Genomic DNA, 4,710 nt, shown 5'->3' on the forward strand with positions numbered 1-4,710 from the left:
CCGGTCGGCCAGGTGCCCGACCAACGGCACCCCGAACAGGGTGATGGTTCCGGCCGCCACCCCGCCCAGGAACGCGGCATCGGCCGGGATCCCCAGGTTCGTCACCGCGAAGGTGGGCATGTACAGGATCATGTACACCGAGATGGTGGCCACCCCAATGATCGCCGAACCGGTCAGCAGCCGCCCGTAGTGGCCGGCGAACAGGGTCGCCAGCGGCGCCTTGACCTTCTCGGCCGCCACGAATTCCTCGGTCTCCTCCAGCCGGGCGCGGATGTACAACCCGACCGGGCCGATGAGCAGGCCAACGAAGAACGGCACCCGCCAGCCCCAGCTTTCCAGGGCCTGGGTGGACAGCTGGGTGGTCAGCACATAGCCGAACGCGCTGGCCAGCAGCATCGAGGCGCCCTGGCTGGCCACCTGCCAGGAGGCGTAGAACGCCTTCTTGTGTGGTGCGGTCTCGATCAGGAACGCGGTGGCGGTGCCGAACTCGCCGCCGGCGGAGAAGCCCTGGATCAGCCGGGAGAGCAGGATGATCAACGCACCCCACACCCCGACCATCTCGTAGGTGGGGGCGATGGCCATGATCAGCGTGCCGACCATCATCAGCATCAGGGTCAGTGTCAGCGCGGCCTTGCGGCCCTTGCGGTCCGCGTAGCTGCCCAGCACCATCCCGCCCAGCGGGCGGATGATGTAGGAGATCGCGAACGTGGCGAACGTGAGGATCAGTGCGAACGTCGGATTGGATTCGGGGTAGAAGATCTTGGCGATGACCGTGGCGAAGGTGGCGTAGACAATGATGTCAAACCACTCCAGCGCCGCCCCGATGGAGGAGGAAATGACCGCCTTGCGGGCGGCCTTCAGCTGGTGCGCGGTCACTTCACGCGGTGGGCTCATGGGTGTCTCCTGGCTATTGGGTGCGGGGCGGGCTACTGGGACAGGTCGGCGATCATCGCGTCGATGAATTGTTCGCACGCGGTGATCTGGGACAGCTCGATGAACTCATCCGGGGCGTGCGCCTGGGCGATGTCGCCGGGGCCGCAGATCACGGTGGGGATCCCGGCGCCGGCGAACAGGCCGGCCTCGGTGCCGTAGGTGACCTTGTCCTGAGCCGGTTCCCCGCCCCAGCGGGCGGCCAGTTCCACGATTTCGGCCTCCGGGGCGGTATCCAGCCCGGGAGCTCCGGCCTGGATGCTGAAGTCGACCCTGCCGGCCGGGTTCACCTGGCGCATCTCGTCCTGCAGCCGTTCGGCCTCGGCGCGCATCCGGGCGGTCAGCGCCTCGCGGTCCACGCTGGCCAGGGAACGGTATTCGAAGAACACGGTGCACAGCGCCGGGATGGTGTTCACCGCGATGCCGCCATCGATGCGGTTCACGTTCATGGTGGTGGTCGGTTCGAGGAATGCCTCATCACGCTCCCCCTGGCGCAGTTCGGCGGAGACCTCGTCGACAAAGCGGGCGAAGCGGGTGGCGTAGGAGATGGCGTTCAACCCCTCCCCGGGCAGCGAGGAGTGGGCTGCGACCCCGTGGAAGTCGACCTTGAACACGTTCATGGACTTGTGCCCGCGGATCACCCGCATGCTGGAGGGCTCCCCGACCACCGCGCCGCGCGGGGCCAGGCCGAGTTCGGTGATCTTCTCCACCAGCCCGACCGCGCCGACGCAGCCGACCTCCTCGTCATAGGAGAAGGCCAGGTGGACCGGTTCCTTCAGCCGGGCACTGGTCAGTTCGGTCAGCCGGGAGAGGATGACCCCGATGAACGCCTTCATGTCGCAGGTGCCGCGCCCGTAGAGCTTGCCCTCACGCACCGCCGGTTCGAACGGTTCGCTGCTCCATTCCTGCCCGTCCACCGGCACCACGTCGGTGTGCCCGGAGAGCACGATGCCGCCGGTGGTGGTTCCGTCGTGGGCGGGGATCGTGGCCAGCAGGTTGGCCTTGGTGCCCTCGGCGTTGTGGATCAGGGTGTGCTCCACCCCGACGGCCTGCAGTTTGTCGATGACCTTCTCGATCAGCGGCAGGTTGGTGTCCCGGCTGGTGGTGTCAAGGCGGATCAGTTCATTGATTTCGTTTAGGGTCTTCTCACCCGGTGCTGCGCTCACTGCTGCTCCTGATGTGCTCGTGCGTTGCTGTTACCGCGCACCCAGGCTGTGGCGTACGCGACGTATGTGATCAGCCCATGCTGTCACATCCCTCCGGACCGGTACAGGCTTCGAGTCCTACTGTGACTTGGCGCGATAATGCCGCCTAAGCCCCCGGCACGGCTCCGCACGCGGCTTGACTGGCGTAGGGTCAAGGCATGAAGGACGGCAAGCGGCGGCAGAACACCCCACGACGGGACGCGTCGAAGCGCACGCTGTTCTGGATTCTGCGAACGCTCGCGGGGCTGGGCGTGCTGCTGCTGATCTGGGTGGCGGCGGTACTCTGGGTGCGCCTGGATGAGGCCGCGGTGCCCAGCACCTCGGCGTTCCCGGATCTGCCGGCGGAACTGGTTGTGGGCGAGCCCGAGCTGCAGTGCGCCTCCGGCGGGTGTTGGCGGGAACTTGAAGTCCAGGCAGGCACCCCCGCCGACGCCAGACGGCTCACCACGGATCTCGGTTTGGAGACCGAGCAATGTGGTGCGTGGAATCCGTTGATTTGGCGGCGCACCTGCACCGGTGCCCACGTGGCGGGAACCGCGGTACGGATATACGCCCAGTACGACTACGCCGGAATCGACTGATGCAGGCATAGCTATCTGTGAACCCGGCGTGAATCTCAGAAGTTCCTAGTCATACTTCACTTTGGCACTGGAGGGTGGTTAGGTGTTGGCATGGCTACTTCCGCATCAATCACCGAGACCGACCGTACATTCCTGGCCCAGTGCGTGGACTATGCCCGTGAGGCGCTGGAGGCCGGGGACGAGCCCTTTGGCTCCCTGCTGGTCGATGAGCAGGGCCAGGTGCGCTTCGCCGACCGCAACCGGGTCGCCGAAGGGGACCACACCCGCCACCCGGAGTTCGCGATCGCCCGCTGGGCCGCGGAGAACCTGGATCCCTCCGAACGTGCCGCCGCCACGGTCTACACCTCCGGGGAGCACTGCCCCATGTGTTCGGCCGCCCACGCGTGGGTGGGGCTGGGGCGCATTGTCTACGCCAGCAGCAGCCGGCAGTTGATGGACTGGCACGGCGAATGGGGCGTGGAACCCGGCCCGGTGAAGCCGTTGCCCATCAACGAGGTGGCCCCCGGCCTGGAGGTCGCCGGACCCGATGAGGAACTGAGCACCCAGATCAAGGCGCTGCACGCGCGGCTGAATGGGATCAGTCACAACTGATAGCCGCCGGCCCCCTGGAGGGCGCCGCCTGCTTGGTGACTCCCTGTCCAGGCCGGTCCGTGCCAAGTAGACTCGGTGACCCGGCCCCGCGCCCCCGAAGCGAGGATTCCCCATGTCCCAGATCCAGCGCCTGCGCCCCGCGGGGCTCGTACACTCCCGGGCCTTCAGCCATGTCGCCATCGTCCCGGCCGGGGCCAGCACCATCTATGTGGGCGGGCAGAACTCGGTGGATGAGACCGGTGCACTGATCGGCGACGGCGAGATTGCGGTGCAGGTGAGCCGGGCGCTGGACAATGCCGAAACAGCGCTCGCCGCGGCCGGGGCAGGACTGGCGGACGTCGTCCAGTGGAACGTGCTGCTCATCGAAGGGGTGGAACCCGGGGCCGCGTACGGGGTGATCGCCGCCCGGCTGGCCGGTGCGGAACCACCCCTGGTCACCGCGGCGTTTGTTGCAGGCCTCGGCGTGCCCGGCGCGCTGGTGGAGCTTAGCGCCGTGGCAGCCCGCCTGCCCTCGGCTCAGGGGCACCAGGTACTCGAGCATTGAGCTTCAGTGGTTCGGTTCCACGTCGTAGGAGAGGATCAGGCTGCCCAGCTCGCTGGCCTGGCATCCGGTCAGCCGCAGTTGGCGGGGCGCTGGCAGCGGCCCGAAGAGTTGCTTGCCGGCACCGAGCAGCAGCGGATGTACGAACAGGCGCAGGCTGTCGATGAGATCCTCAGCCAGCAGCTGGCGGGTGAGCATGCCACTGCCCAGGATCACCATCTCTCCCTGCCCTTCGGACTTCAGCCGGCGCACCTTCTCGCCCACCTCACCGGCAATCACTTCCGTGTGCCGCCAGGCCGGATCCCGCAGCCTCGTGCTGGCCACGTACTTTGGCGTCTGGTTCATGTGCGCGGCGATGGGGTTGTCCCTGCCCACGAACGGCCAGTAGGCGGCCATTTTCTCGTAGGTGCGCCGCCCGAACAGGTAGGCGGTGGTGGCTTCCAGCCCCTGCGCGCCGAGCGCCGCGTGGATGGCTGGGGCGTAGCGCGCACCCCAGCCGCCGTGTACGAATCCGCCGCTGCGGTCCTCATCCGGTGAGCCCAGTCCCTGCATGACCCCGTCCACGGACAGGAACTCGACGGCGACCAACTTGCGCATGATGTGCTCCCCTGACTGCGAAATTCAATAGGTGACGGTGCTGTGCAGACCGGCCAGGCTAGCGCCAGCGGAAGATCCGGGCGGCGATCAGCGCACAGCCCGCGGTCCACACCGCGAAGACGGCCAGCGGCCCAAGGGACACATCCGCCTCAAACCAGGCCGCCTGCAGCGATTGGGCCATCGCCCCGGCCGGGGTCAGCCCCACGACCGGTTCCAGCGCATCGGGCATCAGCGGCCCCGGGGTCCACAACCCGGCCGCGAACAG

General features: G+C 67.5%; 6 protein-coding genes and 1 pseudogene. 3 read left to right on the plus strand and 4 right to left on the minus strand.

Translation table 11 applies throughout. The features are described from left to right. Both RCJ92_RS14925 and argE read right to left on the minus strand, forming a co-directional pair. Window positions 1–894 (minus strand): MFS transporter (locus RCJ92_RS14925; RefSeq protein ID WP_446754986.1); only part of this gene is annotated, 894 nt, incomplete at its 3' end. 32 nt (window positions 895–926) lie between these two features. Next, complete coding sequence (gene argE, locus RCJ92_RS14930) at window positions 927–2,096, minus strand: acetylornithine deacetylase (RefSeq protein ID WP_446754987.1); 1,170 nt, start codon at window positions 2,094–2,096, stop codon at window positions 927–929. A gap of 197 nt (window positions 2,097–2,293) precedes the next feature. Between argE and RCJ92_RS14935 the strand changes: the two genes are divergently transcribed. The 3 genes from RCJ92_RS14935 (at window position 2,294) to RCJ92_RS14945 (ending at window position 3,851) form a co-directional block, all read left to right on the plus strand. Beyond that, on the plus strand, window positions 2,294–2,716 hold the full coding sequence (locus RCJ92_RS14935; RefSeq protein ID WP_446754988.1) for a hypothetical protein: 423 nt from the start codon (window positions 2,294–2,296) through the stop codon (window positions 2,714–2,716). A 90-nt stretch (window positions 2,717–2,806) separates the two neighbouring features. Beyond that, entirely contained in the window at window positions 2,807–3,307 is a 501-nt protein-coding gene (locus RCJ92_RS14940) for a nucleoside deaminase (RefSeq protein WP_446754989.1), read from the plus strand. A gap of 112 nt (window positions 3,308–3,419) precedes the next feature. Next, window positions 3,420–3,851 (plus strand): RidA family protein, encoded by a 432-nt coding sequence (locus RCJ92_RS14945; RefSeq protein WP_446754990.1) that lies wholly within the window; start codon window positions 3,420–3,422, stop codon window positions 3,849–3,851. Between the two features lie 3 nt (window positions 3,852–3,854). Here the strand turns inward: RCJ92_RS14945 and RCJ92_RS14950 are convergent, their stop codons facing one another. Next, window positions 3,855–4,445: a dihydrofolate reductase family protein gene (locus RCJ92_RS14950; protein ID WP_446754991.1), complete on the minus strand. Its 591-nt coding sequence runs from the start codon at window positions 4,443–4,445 to the stop codon at window positions 3,855–3,857. A 58-nt stretch (window positions 4,446–4,503) separates the two neighbouring features. Then, window positions 4,504–4,710, minus strand: a pseudogene (locus RCJ92_RS14955) (ABC transporter permease); the annotation flags it as partial.

It is taken from the genome of Glutamicibacter sp. BSL13 (assembly GCF_052928425.1).